Source organism: Nostoc sp. ATCC 53789 (assembly GCF_009873495.1).
GTDB classification, from domain to species: Bacteria; Cyanobacteriota; Cyanobacteriia; order Cyanobacteriales; family Nostocaceae; genus Nostoc; species Nostoc muscorum_A.
The window spans coordinates 1,764,283-1,780,774 of the sequence record NZ_CP046703.1 but is presented as its reverse complement, the minus strand read 5'-3'; the positions used below and the strand labels follow the sequence as shown (position 1 = coordinate 1,780,774).

Sequence of the window (16,492 nt, the reverse complement as noted above, 5' to 3'; positions counted from 1 at the left end):
AAATTTAAATTTCTATAGGTCAATCAGGATAAAAAATTTTGATTGTGTCCTCAAAAAACCTAATTAATGACTACATCTAGATTATGAATTTTAGCTTATTATTTGTGCATTCTACCTGGGTTTGTGTTGCGTTTGCGATTCTTTTTCCAGCTTTAGCAAGTGCAGTAACTCCCCCAAAACCGCAGAATAACTCAAGCTCTGTGCAGGTTCCTGATTACCTCAACCCTAATCCCAATCCTCTGCAATTTCCTACTAAACCTCAAGAAGTAAGGATTCAGGGAACTGTGCCAATCACTTTGGCACAAGCTTTGGAATTAGCACGACGCAACAATCGAGATTTACAGGTAGCCATATTACAGCTAGAGCGCAGTCGTTCAGCCCTACGCGAGTCTCAAGCTGCCTTATTTCCTACTTTGGGAATCAACAGTAATTTGACTAATAGTGGTAATGGTTTTACTAATAATTCATCTCAATCCAGCACCTCTTTTAATGGTTCAGCACAACTAAATTACAACCTCTATACCTCCGGTAATCGACAAGCGGCAATCCAAGCAGCTGAAGAACAACTACGTGTAGATGAATTGAATGTTGAAAGCCAGTCTTTGATAATTAGATTGAATGCCACGACTCAATACTACGATTTGCAACAAGCAGATGAACAAGTAAGAATTAACCGAGCTGCTGTGGAAAATGCCCAAGCGAGTTTGCGGGATACTCAAGCCAGAGAACAGGCGGGAGTGGGTACGCGGTTTGATGTGCTGCAAGCTCAGGTGAATTTAGCAAACGCCCAACAACAACTAACTAATGCTATCTCGCAGCAGCAAATTGCCCGTCGTCAGCTTGCCACTACCTTAAGTTTGTCGCAGTCAGTTAATATCAGTACCGCAGATCCTGTACAATTAGCGGGTCTTTGGCCGCAGACCGTAGAACAAAGTATTGTCCAAGCGTTTCAAAATCGTCCAGAATTGCAACAGCAATTAGCACAACGAAATATTAGTGAGCAACAGCGACGGCAAGCACTTTCACAGTTAGGGCCGCAAATTAGTTTGGTAGGCAACTACAACCTGCTAGATCGTTACGATGATGGTGTCAGCATTACTGATGGCTATTCGGTGGGGCTTCAAGGAAATCTCACTTTGTTTGATGGAGGAGCAGCCAGAGCAAGGGCGGCTCAGTCGAGAACAAATATTGCGATCGCAGAGAGTCAATTTGCCACCCAGCGTGACCAAATTCGCTTTGATGTAGAACAATTCTATTCTCAATTGCAATCTAATTTAAATAATGTGCAGACTTCTAGTGTGGCTTTAAATCAAGCCAGGGAAGCTCTGAATTTAGCAAGGCTGAGGTTTCAAGCTGGTGTGGGTACTCAAACAGAGGTGATCTCTGCTGAAAATGACCTGACAAGAGCAGAAGGTAATCGAGTCACAGCTATTTTGGATTACAATCGCGCTTTAGCTAATTTGCAAAGATCAGTTACTTCTAGAGGATCGCGCTAAGATCAGCCCCTTTGGGGCTTCTATTTGGGGATAGGTTTATATCATCACCGCTATTAAGTACAACTTCATAGAGAATTGGTATTAGCCACGGACAGAATGCCGGAGTTTCCATTAAGGAAATGCATTCTACCTGTTATGCCAATACTTCTCGGTTAAGGGGAAAAGGGGAAAGGGAAAAGGGAAAGAAAAAACCTTTAACCCCACATTCCGCAGGTTAGTTAAGAAAGAAGATAATATTTTCGACAAGGAGCGCCAAAAAACTGAAGAATCCATTGCCTTTCATGGGTTAAGTTGGCAATTTGCTTGATTTGGGAGACGGTAACCAAATGAATTGACATAAAACATTGGAACACCCAACGTAAGGTGGGAGTAGAAGTTGGTTTACCCAACTGATTATCAATAGTTTTTTTTGCCCGTTCTAAGGCTTGACGTAAAGCTCTTTGACCCAGACTATAAACAAGCAAGCACAAACCCATAATCATTGCTAATGCGGCAACTCGCTCAGTCGAATTGAGAAAGACACTGGAAGTAAAAAATAAAGGGTCTTTGAGAAATCGGAAACCACGCTCAGTAGACTGCTGTGCCTTATATTCACGTAAAACATCTTCATCGCTGAGTTCTTCGGCATCGAGGACATTGGTCGCTAAAATAAATCTTCCAGCGCGTTTGGTTTCGATGGCGATGGCTATTTCCTTGGGTTCTAGCGTGGCATCGACTTGGTAGTAAAAGGTAGGGGCAGCATCCTTACTGGGTCTACCACGTCCAGTATGTTTTTTTACTTCCTTAACCTGGATATTAGCCAGTTGGTGTAAGGGCAACTTAGAACTGAGCCGTTGTGCCGCAATCAGAGCATCTTTTGAGCAAGCAAATTCTTGGTTTGACAACTGCCGAAGTTCGGATTGGGCAACTGATAACTTTTTAATTAAACGTTTTTCCAACTGCTTGAGGTCAGCTTCTTTTCTGGCTTGACTTTCGTTAGTCCCGCCTCATATAATTGGTCCAATACTCGACCCAAACGGTCATCGTTTAAGTGTTCTGGACGTATTCCTTCTCCTAAAAGATGCTCGGTAGCTTTGCCTACGAAAAACTTTTCAAACAAATATAACGGCGCACTCACGAATCCTAATCCGTTTAAAATCATTGCTTTTACAACTTGACCTGCACTGATGATTTCTTGAGAGTGAGTTCCCAGCAGTCGGTTAATTTGTTCTACTAAATTCATCTCATCACAGATGCCTGCGACTATGCCGCAGTGATCAATATCCTGTACCCTGATATTTAATGATGCTGTCATGCTTCTAAAATGCAGCATTTAGGTCATTTTCAAAAATACAGCATTTACGAGCGCACCTGCGGAATCTGGGTTTAACCCTTACCCTTTAACCTTTTCCCCAAACCCGATTCCGAGTTAAAAATGCTTAACCGAGCAGTATTGCCTGTTATGCTTTCTTACCTGCTACTGGTTCAGCTATATTTTCCATATCGACCAGATTCCATTTTAAACCTTTACTCCTATATATACGTTTCTGCAAATTTGGATAGTCACCGATATCATGGTCTAGCCTTTGACCAACTACTATACATTTGAATATAGAATTGCTCGTGTTTGTCAGCTTATGCGGCTTACCACCAGCGCGATATCCAATAAAATCTCCTGCTTTAACTGGATAAATGCTTTCTCCAATTGTTGCCTCAGCTTCTCCCTCAAGAACGTATACGCACTCTTCTTCGTGATAGTGCATGTGAAGCTCCGTTGATTCACGTCCAGGCTCTACTTCAATGATGTGGAAACCGATATTTTTTAAACCTGTCAAATCTCCTAAAGACTTATTCAGTCTGCGAGCATTGGAGTTGAGAAAATGTGTTTTTTCTAGTCCTTCATAAGACTCAATCTCTTCTTTGGTGACTAAATACTTTTCCATTTCTTGATACCAAGGTGCTAAGAAAATTTGATGGTGAACAAGCAAAGGGCCTAAACCTGGATTTCTCACTTGTGAGAAATGAGCGTGAGTGTGGGGGGTGTGGGGAGTGTGGGGAGTGTGGGGAGTGTGGGGAGTGTGGGGAGAAAGAGGAGGAATTGAATAACTATCAATGAACGCTGCATTGCCTCCCACACCCCCACCCGAACCACACAATACGTGAGAAATTCGGGTAAAGATGAATTAAGACGGAAGTTAAAATAGGTTCAAGGGTTCCATCTCAGCAGAAGGGATGCCTACGGCGGTAAACTACGCTTCTATTTTTGGATGGGATTATATCATCACTTACTTATTAAGTGCAAGTTAATAAAGAATTGGTATCAGTCGTAATCTAGTTAAAGCTGAGAACGCCTATGGCGTAGTAATTACTGCTACTGGGCAATGGGCTTTACTTAATATTGCATCCACTCTGTGACCAAAGAAAACGCGACCTGTAACCATTCGGATACTACTCCCTAAAATAATTAGGTCAACTTCTTGGGTTTGGGCAAACTTGAGGATTTCTCTTTCTGGGCTGGTTCCTTGAAGAATATATGTTTTGACATCAGCACCTAGATTGCGGCCAATTGCTGCTTGCTGTTCAAGCAGATCGTGAGCAATTTCCTTCACTGGAGTTAGCGATCGCTGTTCGTATAGAATATATTCAACTTGTGGCAAATTAATCACGTTCACGATCATAACTAATGCTCCCATTTGAGCAGCGATCGTACTTGCCATCTCTACAGCATTTTTACTATATTCTGTCCCCACAGTTGGCACCAGAATCTTTGTCAGCTTTTGTTGAGCGATTTTGCATATCTCGCCTTTAGCTTGGGGTAGGTGCGATTTGACCACCATCGTTGCACATGGCGCTTCTTGTACTACCCGATCTACAAGCAAATTAAACAATGTTTTCTGAGGACGTATCTGTTCAGAAGCTCCCAATACAATCAAGTCATAGTTTTTGTTCGCTTCATTCAAAATTACCTCCGCTTTACTACGCCCAGACTCCATTTTTGTTTGCAGGGTCGTATCATCAGGTAGCTGCATTTCCTCAGCAACAGAAGCCAGAGCTTCCTCGGCGGCGGTATCTTTAACCTGGGTCGCTGCCCGGCGGCCTTTCTTTTGAGGCTGCTTGTCACTCAGGGCATATAGAGATGTCACTTCTATCGAGTTTTGGTGAGCCATGTAGCCCACTAGTTGCGCTGCAAGTTGGATGTTGGGGCCACCGCTAGTAGGTATTAAGACACGGTGGATTTGCTTGATAAAGCTGCGGCTATCCTGCTCTTCTTGTTCCAACCGTTGAGCTTCCTCCTCACTCATAACCACTTTTGATAAAGTCCAGCGCAGAAGGGGTGGAGCCATTAGGGAAGTGACGATTGCCACCATAACAATAATTGAGTACATCTGGGGATTCAGCACTCCCAAAGATAAACCAATGGTGGCAACGACAATTTCCATTGCCCCGCGAGCATTCATCCCGGAACCCATCGCCAAACCTTCCCAATGACTCAAGCCACCGACGCGAGAACCAAGGTAAGCACCTGTAAATTTGCCAACACAGGCGACAGCAAGAACAATCAAGCCAAATAACAACGTCTGGGGGACTAACAGAGCTAGCAAATTAACTTTCAAGCCAGCTGAAGCAAAGAAAATTGGTGCTAGAAAGCTTGCTGTGAAGACTTCTAGCATGTGTCCAGCTTCATTGCTAAAGCGACGGGATTGACCGGCCAGAATCCCCAGCACGAAAGCACCTAATGCTGCTTCTAGACCTAATGCATGGGTAAGTGCTGCTGCCGAGAGCGAAAGAATCAGCACAGCCGATATACTAGCTGAGATTCCACCAACGTAGTCATCAACCCACCGCAAAATCTGATCTACGATAGTACGCCCAATTGTGAAAGCGATCGCTAAAAATAATATGGCCGCGCTCACAGAATGGAAAATTGTCCCTAGGTCAAATTTGCCGCTACTAGCTAAACCTGAAACCACAGAAAGTAAAATCCAGCCGATAGTATCGTCAGTCATACCCGCGGCTAAGGTAACTTGACCAATATCACGGCGAATCAGGTTTAAGTCCATCAGCACCTTGGCAATTACTGGTACTGCTGAAATACTCATTGCTGTAGCGATAAATAGACTGAATACTAGTCGCTTTTCTGGGTCAGCTAAAAAACTATCTGGCAATAGCCAACCTAATCCAAAGCCGGTGATAAACGGGACAATAATTCCGCCCAGTGAAATCAAAAGAGCCGTTTTACCCTTACGAAGAATCAGCTTGAGATCCGTCTCCAACCCAGTTACAATCAGCAAAAATAACACACCTAACCAAGAAATCACCGAAAGTAAATTAGACTGTTCTTGACTTTTGGGAAAGATATGAGCTTGCAAGTCTGGAAGGAGCAAACCAAATAGAGAAGGGCCAAGCAGCACACCCGCCAATAATTCCCCAACAACAGGCGGTAGATTAATCCGGCGCATTAACTCACCTAATCCCCGCGCTACGAGCAGCAATAGTGACAGTTGCACCAGCACCAACAGCAGTTCATGATGACCGAGAGGTTTAATTACACCGTCACCTACTACTTTCTGTACGGCGAGTACAGGCACTAACATTAGGGGCAGGTTTTGCATATAAGCGTCCAAAGGTTGGATTACAAATTTTTAAACGGGCTGTTTAAGTAAATCCTGAAAATGTTTATTTTCACATCGGCCTAGAAGCTTAAACTGTGATTGTAATTATTAACCGCAAGATTATCATGCGCGATCACACTAAATTGTCAGTTCAGCAGCAAAGCTCATCAATTTATTTTTGAGCGCGAACAAACAACTTTGTAGTATCTTCCCAAATACCTTGATCGGTTGCTAGTTTCTCAATTTCTGCTTTGTACTCAACTTGCAACTGATTTAATTGTTCTTGTGATAATTTTGACAACAGGGGATTACCTTTAAAATTTATATTAATTACTATCTCAGATAATCTGTTATCCCTAAGAGGGCGATAACGTCCTGATGGTTCAATCTTAATTTCGATATCTCTAAAACCTGCCTGATTAACCAAATTCCGACACTTTTCTGGAGTTCCCAGTGGTTCAAGGATATGTGGTAGCGATACGCCTAAAACTCTAGCGCCAATCCTCTGCTGAAGAGAGGCCATAAAAGCAGTTTCGGGAGGACAGGTGAATGCCACAAAGCCTCCGGGTTTCAAGAAGCGATACCACTTTTGCAAAATAGCAAGTATGTCAGGAAAAAGTACAATTGCCTCACAGCAAAAGACAACATCAAAACTACTCTCAGTAAAGTTGAAATGTTCTACATCCGCCTCAACTAACTCGATATTTTGTAATTTTGCTGCTGCAATCTTAAGTCTTGCTTGATGCAACATTCCAGGGGTCATGTCAATCCCTATCACGGAGCCTTCAGAACCAACTTTTTCAGCTGCGGCTATCGCAACTAAACCTGTTCCAGTCGCCACATCAAGAATTTTCTGCCCCGAATTTAGTGGAACAAATTCAAGTAGAAGCTTGGCTTCTAGAGGATGGCGAGTACCTTTCTCATGGTCATAAGTCGTTCTCCTACCATAAAATTCTTTTAGTTGCTGCTTATAATTATCCAGATCAGTCATAAACAAATGTCAAAATTTCTCCACTTTATAGTATCTCTTGTTCTAATACTGAGTTACTCGCTGCTAAACCCAACCTTGACAGCACAAGCCGCCAATGGTGCGAGCGCAGTTTACGAACAACGGATAATCCACAGTCCAGATGGTATTGGCAAATATTACATGGGGCGCGAAATCGCCAAAGTTATGGGATACACTGGCGCTGGCTGGCTAGAACGTCCCAGCCGAGAGGGAGAGGAACAGCCAAGTAAGATAGTCAGCCTTCTCAACTTGAAACCTAACGATGTAGTGGCTGATATTGGCGCTGGTACAGGTTACTTAAGCTTTCGCATCGCACCGTTATTAACAGCAGGTAAGGTGTTAGCTGTAGATGTTCAGCCAGAAATGTTAGAAATAATTGAGTTGTTCAAAAAAGAGAAAAATATCACCAATGTTGAGCCTGTTTTAGCAACCCTTAGTGACCCAAACTTACCATCTGAAAGTATCGATTTGGCATTGATGGTAGATGCTTATCATGAACTTGAGTATCCTCAAGAAGTGATGCAAGGAATTGTGAAAGCACTAAAACCAGGTGGTCGGGTAGTCCTGGTTGAGTACCGGGGTGAAAATCCCTTTATTATGATTAAAGGTCTGCACAAGATGACTCAAAAGCAAGTCCGTAAAGAAATGCAAGCTGTTGGTTTGGTTTGGCGGGAAACTAAAAACTTGTTACCTCAACAGCATTTAATGGTATTTGAGAAACCTGATTCTAGCGATTTATTAACAAAATGAGGCTTGGGAAGTATTTCCGTAGAAAAATATGTCTCAAGCGATAATAAAGTAAGACTCCTAGCCAGAGCAGAAAATCATGGTCAACTTATCACTCAAGCAACGAATTCCTCCTTTAGAAAATGGCGATCGCCTCACTCGCTACGAATTTGAACGACGCTATCAGGCAATGTCCCGTCATCAAAAGGCAGAATTAATTGAAGGAGTTGTATATTTGGCATCCCCATTACGCTTTGAAAGTCATGCTGAACCACATGGTCATCTAATCGGTTGGTTGTGGACTTACCAAATTGCCACTCCTGGGGTGAGATTGGGAATTGAGCCAACAGTCCGCTTAGATCGAGACAATGAACCCCAACCAGATGGAGTGTTATTAATCACACCAGCAGCTAAAGGACAATCTCGTTTGACCGATGATGACTACATAGAAGGTGCGCCAGAACTCGTAATAGAGATAGCAGCTAGCAGTGTTGCTATTGACTTACATGACAAGAAAAAAGTCTATGGTCGTAATGGGGTAAAAGAATATATTGTTTGGCAAATATTTGAAAATAAATTAGATTGGTTTAGCCTGCAACAAGGAGAATATGTATCCTTAGAAGTGGACGCAGATGGAATTATCAAAAGTCAAGTATTTCCTGGTTTGTGGTTGTCAATGTCGAATTTACTTGCTGGCAATATGCAGCAAGTATTGGCTGTGTTGCAGTTGGGATTAAATTCGCCAGAACATCAGATATTTGTGCAGCAATAGTAGGGAAGGGGAATAAAATTCATGACTATAGCGCTTTTTTGGCATCAGTCTATTTTTTGAGGAATGAGACTAGCACTTTTAGTTGCGTTATCCCAAACTATCCAGCTAACAGAATTATCTAAATCATCGGGGCTGTTTGAAACTTTAAAATATAGCTTTTCTTCACGTTTTCTTTCAATGGCAAAGTCAGCATTTTGAGCATAAGCGACTATAAAACCTTTGTCTCGTAAACAATACATCGCCCAGGCTTTCAATGATTGCTTGTATGGTTCGTGTGGAATTGGCGGTTTTGTGATTGTGTCTTCAATTACTTTAAATATTTGGATGAGTTTCGCGGTCATGGTAGATACTTTTGTTTTTACCCCTAAGTTAACTAGCTTCTGGATCGCAACGAATTTCAATCATAAAGCCATCTGGATCGTAAAAATACACACCTCTACCAGTAGGACGAGTGACTGGGCCATGTGCGATCGCTATTTTATTTTCACTGATCACTGTCACCGCGCGATCGAATAACTGCGGATCGATGTCAAAAGCCAAATGGTAGGCTCTGGTGAATGTCTTCTCTGGATTGGGATCTGGTGGTGATAATTCTGGTTCCCCAAATAAATCCAGTATTGTCCCATCCGGGGTAATAAAATTGGCTACTTTCCCTGATGCGACAAGTTCCGTCAGAGTTGCGGGTACTTCGTCGCCTGTAAGTTCGTGTAAACCCAAGATTGTGCCATAAAAGTAACGGGAAGCTTGCATATCCTGGACATTGAGTGCAATGTGATGCACTTTACGCAAATTTCCTGGCGCAAGGACACTGTTCACAGATTGGGTACTAGATAGCATAGTAGAAGAAAATCTCCTTACTAGGATAGAAGCTGAACTTTTTACTTAAAGTTTACTATTCCTAATAAAAATCTATCATGCCATTTGATTATTCTTTAGACTTTAAAAATATCGATTTTCGCAAATATCCTGAACTTTATCGCGTTGGCAAGGGTGAACAGGGCGTACTTTTGGTTGAACCATATAAATCAGAAATTCTTCCTTACTGGCGGTTCAAAACTCCTGAGATTGCTAGAGAGTCAAGTGAAAAAATCTACGAAATGTTTCTTGATTCTCTAAAACAAGATGATTTTATCGGCGCGGATATGGCACGAAAGTTTATCCAAATGGGTTATACTCGCTCTCGCCGTTATGCTAATCATAAAACAGGCAGAAAATATAAACAAAATTCGGAAACTTCAGGTTCGAAAAAAGAGATTCTTCCTTACGAAGAAGACCCTGTTAAAGCCGAGTCAGCAGCAATTTTTAAAGCCAAGTGGATACAAACAAAGACAAATGAGAAATATCAAGAGCTTTTAGCCAAGCATAAACAGATGTATGAAAGCACCTCACCTTTGTAAATCAATATACCTGGTCATTACAAATCGCGGTTCATCTTGCATCATAAACGAAGTCCGCCTGTGTGTTATTGCTTTTCCTCTAACCTTGAGAACGCTCACAAAGCTAAAGAGGTAAGGGGAACTTGACTTGGAGAATCGAGCGTGTCTTTAGACCTGAGAGTGTCAATCTGATTACTACCTTGTTCTATGAGCAGCTATACAAACCTCAGCAAAGCCTTACCGCAGGGTAGTCTCAGGAAAATGGAGGGTTTGCAACCCACGCAGGTGGGTAAAACCTAGTGTAGCTACGGTTTCTAACTGCCCTTTTAAATGCTAAAATACTTAATGTAAGGTAATATGCTACATAAGTTTTACTAGATGTATCTACATACTGTAAGCTTGGTATTCTGGAAAAACAGTGCTTAATTCGACTGTCAACATTATTGAGCAAAAGTTGTAATAATATTTAACATGTGTCTAGGTTGTGTAATTTAGATTAACTATTGCAGAGAAATTCTCTCAGAGTTAGTAAAATGACAAATACAACGACGCAACTATTTTATGGATTAGTTACTCTAGAACTGTAGACTATGTTTTCAGTCCTGAGTTATTTCCGTATTTTGCCTCTGAGGCATACCAATCAAGACCACACCAAATCCTTCATTAAGAGCTCCCACAAATCATAATGCCTGTGATTGAGAAGAAAAGAACTCGCGATCTGCCCCAAATTAACGAACGAATTCGCTTCCCGAAAATTCGGGTCATTGATACTGACGGTGCCCAATTGGGAATTATGCCCCCACAGGAAGCACTACAACTAGCAGAAGAGAAAGAGTTAGATTTGGTGCTTATAAGTGACAAAGCTGACCCGCCAGTTTGTCGGATTATGGACTACGGGAAATATAAGTTTGAGCAGGAGAAAAAGGCGCGGGAAGCCCGGAAAAAGCAGCACACGGCTGATGTCAAAGAAGTTAAGATGCGTTACAAAATAGAAGAACACGACTACAACGTGCGTGTTAAGCAAGCAGAGCGCTTTTTGAAAGATGGCGATAAAGTCAAAGCGACTGTGATGTTCCGGGGTCGAGAAATTCAACACAGCGACCTAGCAGAAGATTTGCTCAAGCGAATGGCAACGGATTTGGAGCCTTTTGGTGAGCTTCAACAAGCGCCTAAAAAAGAAGGGCGAAACATGATGATGCTTATCTCGCCCAAAAAATAATCCTCTAACTGTTTAATAGACCAAGTTTGAAAACCCCTGCTTAGAAGTCAGGGGTTTTTTCGTTTGGATGCAAGATATGCCCAAAGCTTTGAGGTCGTTTAAATTTATCTCAAATCGATAGTCTTGAAGGCTGAGTGGGAAACATAATACTCAGTTGCTCAGGACTTTTGCTATTTCCAGGGGATGAGGGAATGGGGAATGGGGAATGGGGAATGGGGAATGGGGATTGGGCATTGAACATGAAGAAGAGACAAGGACTTGTTCAATAATTCCCCCTTGTCCCCTTGCCCCCCCTTGCTCCTCTGCCCCCCTGCTCCCCTGCCCCCCTTGCCCCTTGCCCCTATTGCGCGGTGATACTACCAGAAAATAAAACTGCATGGAACTGAAAAATCACTGGTTTGCTGTAAATAAAGTTGTTTTACCACGACTACTACAGTGGGTGAATCTCCGGCCAGAGGAGAGTGAACGAACTCAACTAATGTTTATTTTTTACACAACTGTGTGTGTAGGATTGCGGTGGGCAGAAGACAGTACAGTGGCGCTGTTTTTGGATGAATATGGGACTCATCTATTGCCGTGGATGTATATTGCCAGTGCCGTTATGAGCGCAGCACTGGTTTTTTTATACTCTTGGCTGCAAAGAATTTTTCCCTTACGCCGGGTGATTGTGGCGATCGCACCTTGCATGTTGATGCCATTACTTCTATTAGTTTTATTACGTTGGGGATCTCATGTTTCTTACCTGGTAGTTATTTCGGCCTTTCTACTGCGGCTATGGGTAGATGCCCTTTATGTAGTCAACGATCTCAACACCTCCATCGTCGCTAACCAAATATTTAACATTCGAGAGATTAAGCGGACTTACCCACTGGTGAGTAGTGGACTTTTGGTAGCAGATGTGATTAGTGGCTTTAGTTTGCCTTGGCTAGTGCAATACACCTCGCTCAATAAGATCATCTTCATCGCCTGTTTTGTGATTTTATTAGGATCGGCGATTTTATTCTATTTAACGAATCACTATCGAGCGGCTTTTCCTGAAACCCCACAAAGACTAGTTCCTGAAGAACAAGCTTCACGAGAGCGCTTTATTAAAAGTCCTCTGAAGCGCTATGTTTGGCAATTGTTTGCTTTTGTTGGTCTATTGCAAGTCATTGGGTTGTTAATAGATTTTCAATATCTGCGCGAACTCCAATCCAATTTGGGCGACCGAGAACTCGCCAGTTTCTTGGGTCTTTTTGGTGGGATGTTGGGACTGTGTGAGTTGTTATTGCAGTGGTTTATTTCCAGCCGACTCATTGAACGGATGGGGGTATTTTTCACAGCGACACTTTTACCAATCACCGTAGGCTTTTCACTACCAGGAGTGCTGGTATTTTTGCATTTAATTCCAGCCATCCAATCGCAAAGCTTTTTCTGGGGTCTGATAATTGTCAAATTTTGCGATGAACTTCTGCGCTACACCTTTGTCATGAGTAGCGGCCCCATCCTGTACCAACCGATTCCTGAGTCAATTCGCAGCCGAATGCAGACTTTATCTGGCGGAACAGCCGAAGCGATCGCTACAGGTTTGACAGGAGTACTAATTTTTGCAACTCTATTGTTTTGTAACCGCTTTGTAACCGTATCCCTGCAAAAGTGGGTGTTGGTGGCAGAAACAATGCTGATAGCTAGCACCTGTGTAAAAGTAGTTTGGGAATTGCGATCGCGTTACGTTGAACTGTTAGTCTTGAGTGTGGCACGGGGCCAATTGAGTGCAACCAATGTCGGCTTACGATTCTTCAAGCAGGGGGTAGTCAAAGCCTTGGGAGAAAAAGGCAGCGAGGCTGATAAACGCTCTTGTATTGAACTTTTAGCCCAAATTGACTCTCAAGGAGCTGCGGAAGTTTTAGCACCCCTGTTAGTTAAGTTAACCCCAGATTTGCAGCGCCAAAGTTTGGAAGTGATGCTGACAGCTGGTGCAAATCCCGCTTATCTATCCGCCATTCGTCCTTTGTTAGAACAACCCCAAGAAACTAACCCCGAAGTTTTTGCCCTAGCTCTGCGCTACGTTTGGCTAGCTGAACCAAATCCCAATTTAAGCATCCTAGAAGAATATCTCAACCCCCGCCAAAACTCACTCATCCGCGCTACCGCCGCCGCTTTAGTCTTACGTCAGGGAACGCCGATGCAAAAGGTAGCAGCTACCCAAACTATGCGCCGGATGTTGACTCATAAGAAAGAACGGGAACGGGTGAATGGAGTTAGAGCGCTTAGAGAAGCTGTTTATTTACAAGCGTTACGGATTCACATCCCGAATTTATTACAAGATGAGTCGTTACGGGTGCGCTGTGCCGTATTGGAAATGATTGCAGCAACCCATTTAGAGGAATACTATTCGGCGCTGATTGCAGCACTTTATTACAAATCAACCCGTACTACAGCAATGTCGTCCCTAGTGCGACTAGAAAATGAAGCGATAGAGATGCTGTTGCGGTTAGCTACCAATATTTACAAACCAGAAGTAGTGCGGATGTACGCTTGGCGTACCATTGCTCAAATTGGCACTCAGGAAGCATTAGAGACTTTATGGGAAAACTTGGAGGCATCCTGGGGTATAACTAGGGATCATATTCTTCGGAGCTTACTAAAAATACATAAACAACCAGGAATTAGAGGTTTAGTAGATCGGTTTTATGAAAGTCGGGTAGAAAATTTAATTGAGCAGGAATTAAAGTTTTTAGGCGAGATTTATGGTGCATATATAGACTTGAAAATATTAGATGAAAAAGAAAATCATCAATCAAGTGAAAGGATTGTGATTGTCTCTGAGTTACTGCAACGCGCCCTTTTAGAATTGGAATTGGATGTCAAAGAGCGGCTGCTACTGTTGCTCAGACTGCTTTACTCACCAGAAAAGATGCAGGCAGCAGCGTTTAATCTGCGATCGCTCTCAGTGGTAAATTTAGCACGGGGTTTAGAAATCTTAGAGCATACCGTAACTTTGCCTTGCAAGTCTCTGTTACTGAATATTTTAGATAACCGACCGCAATCAGAAAAATTGCAATATCTTGTAGAAGCCAAGATCGTAGAATATGAGAATATGCTGGTTAGCGATCGCCTCCACAGATTGCTGATGTTGGGTAACTTCCTTTCTGATTGGTGTCTAGCTTGTTGTTTCCATTTTGCTCAAGTGACTCGCATCAGACTTACCAGTTCTGAAATTTTAGTAAGTTTGCGTCATCCAACGGGTTTTGTTAGAGAAGCTGCGATCGCATATCTAAATATGGTTTCACATCGCGTTCTCCTGCAAATCTTACCCCAGTTACAAAAAGATCCACATCCTTTGGTAGCTGCTCAAGTTAAAGAGTTACTCGAAAAATACAACTTTAAAAATTCAAAAATCTCGACAATAAATGAATAGTAGGGGCGTACATCTGTACACCCTTACTACCAATGTATGTGTTTGTTAACCTGTAAAGTGAAGTAAAAATTCCAAGAATATCAGGAACAGCCATGTACGTACTAATAGGTGGAGCAGGCTTAGTGGGCTTAAGTTTAGCCCAAAAACTGGTAGAGCTAGGACATACTGTTGCCGTAATTGACATTGACCCTATTGCTTGTCGTTATGCCCGTGAACAAGTAGGAGCAATGGCTTTTGAAGGCAGTGCTGTGAGTACAGAAGTATTGTTAGAAGCTGGGATTCGCAAAGCAGGTTCCTTGGCAGCTGTCTTAAGAAGTGATGCCTTAAACTTGGCAATGGTAACTCTTGCTAAACACTACGGTGTCACCCATATTTTGAGCCGAATGCGCCACCCCGATTTTGCCGAACCACTGCGGATAGCTGGAGCCAACCATATTATCAGCACTGTTGAACTATCAGTTTCAACAATGGTGAATGCCATTGAGTATCCGCAAGTGGAATCAATGATGCATTTTGAGCAAGGACAGATTGAGGTTCTGAAACTTGCCATCCCAAACAATTGCTATGTTGCTGGTCGTAGCGTTGCTGAAATCGCTCAGGATGCCCGATTTCCTAGTGGTTCGCTAATTATTGGTTATCAATCCCATCCCCACGAAGATTTGATGATTCCTAACGGCAGTACAATACTGGAACCTCATTCAACAGTCTTGATTGTGACTAAACCAGGATCTTTACATCAAGTTATTGATTTTATTGAGCAAAGATGTTGAGCGTAGTCTCTACCGAAACTCTTGATTAAGTGGCATTAGCTACCGATGTATAAAAAATGGGTATAAATAGTTTTGATGAAGCCGTATCCATATATTTTAGCGATCGCTCTTATTTTTCTGGCATCTTGTCAATCAACAAATATTTCACCCAAATCACAACCCAACTCCACTCAAGCAACCCCAGTTCAAAAAATAGTAACGCTAGATAAGAATTTTAAGATCGCAAGCGGTCAAACTGTTTATGTTCCTGTTTATTCACATATCTATCATCACAATAAGCAGGAGATTTTCGAGTTAGCGGTTACACTCAGTATTCGGAATACAGATTTGATCAATCCGATCGTTATTACTTCTGTGCGCTACTACAACTCAGAAGGGAAATTAATTAAACAGTATTTGGAGCGTCCTATTCAACTTGATGCGCTAGCTTCGACAGATTTTTTTATAAATAGAAATGATACCAGTGGAGGTTTAGGCGCAAACTTTATTGTCGAGTGGGTAGCTCAAACAGAAATATCCGAACCTATAGTGGAGGCAGTGATGATTGGTACTGACTTTCAGCAAGGAATTTCTTTTATCAGTCCTGGTAGAGTGATTAAAAGTCAAAATAATAATAAGCGATCGCCTTCGTAATTCGTAATGGGCTACGCCCCGCTACGCTAACGTAATTCGTAATTAAGTTTTTCCTCGTTCCCATGCTCTGTATGAGAATGCATTCATTGAGTCTCTGACTTAATGTTTAACAAGAGGCAGCAGATTTTAATCAATCAGCAAAAGCTCAAAGGTTCACTCACAAAGCTCAGAGGTTCATCAACAAAGCTCAAAGGTTCATCGACAAAGCTCAGAGGTTCACTCACAAAGCTCAGAGGTTCACTCACAAAGCTCAGAGGTTCATCGACAAAGCTCAAAGGTTCACTCACAAAGCTCAGAGGTTCATCGACAAAGCTCATACCAATTCTGTATAAAGGTGCGCCAAACTATATGAGGAACGAACCGCAAAGGACGCAAAGAACACAAAGTAAGAAAGAAGAAGCAAAAGGAAATTTGGCGCAGCTTCACAAAGAAATGGTATCAGATTATTCCTCATGCCCAATGCCCAATTCCCAATGCCCAATGCCCAATGCCCAATGCC

Annotated in this window: 14 protein-coding genes and 1 pseudogene; 8 read left to right on the top strand and 7 right to left on the bottom strand. The window is 42.4% G+C overall.

Going from position 1 to position 16,492, the window contains the following annotated elements; all coding sequences use genetic code 11:
* The first annotated feature begins 83 nt into the window (after nucleotides 1–83).
* Nucleotides 84–1,496: a TolC family protein gene (locus GJB62_RS07205; protein ID WP_114080784.1), complete on the top strand. Its 1,413-nt coding sequence runs from the start codon at nucleotides 84–86 to the stop codon at nucleotides 1,494–1,496.
* Nucleotides 1,497–1,714: 218 nt separating this feature from the next.
* On the opposite strand, the pseudogene GJB62_RS07200 reads toward GJB62_RS07205, so the two are convergent.
* The 4 genes and pseudogenes from GJB62_RS07200 to GJB62_RS07185 form a co-directional block, all read right to left on the bottom strand.
* Nucleotides 1,715–2,790: pseudogene (locus GJB62_RS07200) on the bottom strand (IS1634 family transposase).
* Nucleotides 2,791–2,935: 145 nt separating this feature from the next.
* Nucleotides 2,936–3,610: a cupin domain-containing protein gene (locus GJB62_RS07195; RefSeq protein ID WP_245246113.1), complete on the bottom strand. Its 675-nt coding sequence runs from the start codon at nucleotides 3,608–3,610 to the stop codon at nucleotides 2,936–2,938.
* Between the two features lie 216 nt (nucleotides 3,611–3,826).
* Complete coding sequence (locus GJB62_RS07190) at nucleotides 3,827–6,088, bottom strand: cation:proton antiporter (RefSeq protein ID WP_114084015.1); 2,262 nt, start codon at nucleotides 6,086–6,088, stop codon at nucleotides 3,827–3,829.
* A 172-nt stretch (nucleotides 6,089–6,260) separates the two neighbouring features.
* Entirely contained in the window at nucleotides 6,261–7,079 is an 819-nt protein-coding gene (locus GJB62_RS07185) for a methyltransferase domain-containing protein (RefSeq protein ID WP_245246112.1), read from the bottom strand.
* Nucleotides 7,080–7,085: 6 nt separating this feature from the next.
* Here GJB62_RS07185 and GJB62_RS07180 point away from each other — a divergent pair, with 6 nt between their 5' ends.
* Together GJB62_RS07180 and GJB62_RS07175 are read left to right on the top strand one after the other, a co-directional pair.
* The gene (locus GJB62_RS07180; protein ID WP_114084014.1) at nucleotides 7,086–7,847 is read left to right on the top strand and encodes a class I SAM-dependent methyltransferase; all 762 of its coding nucleotides are present in this window, start codon (nucleotides 7,086–7,088) and stop codon (nucleotides 7,845–7,847) included.
* A gap of 76 nt (nucleotides 7,848–7,923) precedes the next feature.
* The gene (locus GJB62_RS07175; protein ID WP_114084013.1) at nucleotides 7,924–8,595 is read left to right on the top strand and encodes a Uma2 family endonuclease; all 672 of its coding nucleotides are present in this window, start codon (nucleotides 7,924–7,926) and stop codon (nucleotides 8,593–8,595) included.
* A gap of 44 nt (nucleotides 8,596–8,639) precedes the next feature.
* Here GJB62_RS07175 and GJB62_RS07170 read toward each other — a convergent pair whose 3' ends face one another.
* A complete protein-coding gene (locus tag GJB62_RS07170) occupies nucleotides 8,640–8,921 on the bottom strand; it encodes a hypothetical protein (protein WP_114084019.1) in 282 nt (93 codons plus the stop codon).
* A gap of 43 nt (nucleotides 8,922–8,964) precedes the next feature.
* Complete coding sequence (locus GJB62_RS07165; protein WP_114084012.1) at nucleotides 8,965–9,432, bottom strand: VOC family protein; 468 nt, start codon at nucleotides 9,430–9,432, stop codon at nucleotides 8,965–8,967.
* Between the two features lie 77 nt (nucleotides 9,433–9,509).
* On the opposite strand from GJB62_RS07165, the gene GJB62_RS07160 reads away from it, so the two are divergent.
* The 5 genes from GJB62_RS07160 to GJB62_RS07140 all read left to right on the top strand — a co-directional run bounded on the left by GJB62_RS07160 (nucleotide 9,510) and on the right by GJB62_RS07140 (nucleotide 15,993).
* Nucleotides 9,510–9,992 (top strand): DUF4385 domain-containing protein, encoded by a 483-nt coding sequence (locus GJB62_RS07160; protein ID WP_114084011.1) that lies wholly within the window; start codon nucleotides 9,510–9,512, stop codon nucleotides 9,990–9,992.
* A gap of 664 nt (nucleotides 9,993–10,656) precedes the next feature.
* Nucleotides 10,657–11,190: a translation initiation factor IF-3 gene (gene infC / locus GJB62_RS07155; protein ID WP_012412604.1), complete on the top strand. Its 534-nt coding sequence runs from the start codon at nucleotides 10,657–10,659 to the stop codon at nucleotides 11,188–11,190.
* A 376-nt stretch (nucleotides 11,191–11,566) separates the two neighbouring features.
* Nucleotides 11,567–14,590, top strand: a complete 3,024-nt coding sequence (locus GJB62_RS07150) for an MFS transporter (RefSeq protein ID WP_114084010.1) — start codon at nucleotides 11,567–11,569, stop codon at nucleotides 14,588–14,590.
* 92 nt (nucleotides 14,591–14,682) lie between these two features.
* Nucleotides 14,683–15,360: a TrkA family potassium uptake protein gene (locus tag GJB62_RS07145; protein ID WP_114084009.1), complete on the top strand. Its 678-nt coding sequence runs from the start codon at nucleotides 14,683–14,685 to the stop codon at nucleotides 15,358–15,360.
* A gap of 75 nt (nucleotides 15,361–15,435) precedes the next feature.
* On the top strand, nucleotides 15,436–15,993 hold the full coding sequence (locus GJB62_RS07140) for a DUF3124 domain-containing protein (RefSeq protein ID WP_114084008.1): 558 nt from the start codon (nucleotides 15,436–15,438) through the stop codon (nucleotides 15,991–15,993).
* A gap of 134 nt (nucleotides 15,994–16,127) precedes the next feature.
* On the opposite strand, the gene GJB62_RS07135 is transcribed toward GJB62_RS07140, so the two are convergent.
* Nucleotides 16,128–16,310: a hypothetical protein gene (locus GJB62_RS07135; protein WP_159402469.1), complete on the bottom strand. Its 183-nt coding sequence runs from the start codon at nucleotides 16,308–16,310 to the stop codon at nucleotides 16,128–16,130.
* Nucleotides 16,311–16,492: the final 182 nt, after the last annotated feature.